1 protein-coding gene is annotated in these 263 nt (G+C 51.3%); it reads left to right on the forward strand.

The genetic code is table 11. The features are described 5' to 3' along the window. Nucleotides 1-31: 31 nt before the first annotated feature. Nucleotides 32-263: SDR family NAD(P)-dependent oxidoreductase (locus tag KVT28_RS25365; protein ID WP_217550956.1), on the forward strand; the 232-nt coding region annotated here is incomplete at its 3' end.

Here is a 263-nt window from a genome sequence, read left to right on the forward strand (position 1 = left end):
AGTCAAATTCTCTAATTGAAAGGATATGATTATGAAAAACAGAGTTGCGTTTGTAACCGGCGCCGGTCAGGGCATTGGCGCAGCCATTGCCTTACGCCTGGCAAAAGACGGCTTTTCCGTAGCCATCGCGGATTTCAATCTTGTAACGGCGCAGCATGTCGCTGATGAGATTGTCACATCAGGAGGAAAGGCTATCGCGCTGCAGGTCGATGTCACCCAACGCGATAACGTTTTTCACGCCGTTGAAGAAGCGCGCCATGCGC

Source organism: Pantoea sp. GbtcB22 (assembly GCF_019091025.1).
Classification (GTDB): domain Bacteria; phylum Pseudomonadota; class Gammaproteobacteria; order Enterobacterales; family Enterobacteriaceae; genus Pantoea; species Pantoea leporis.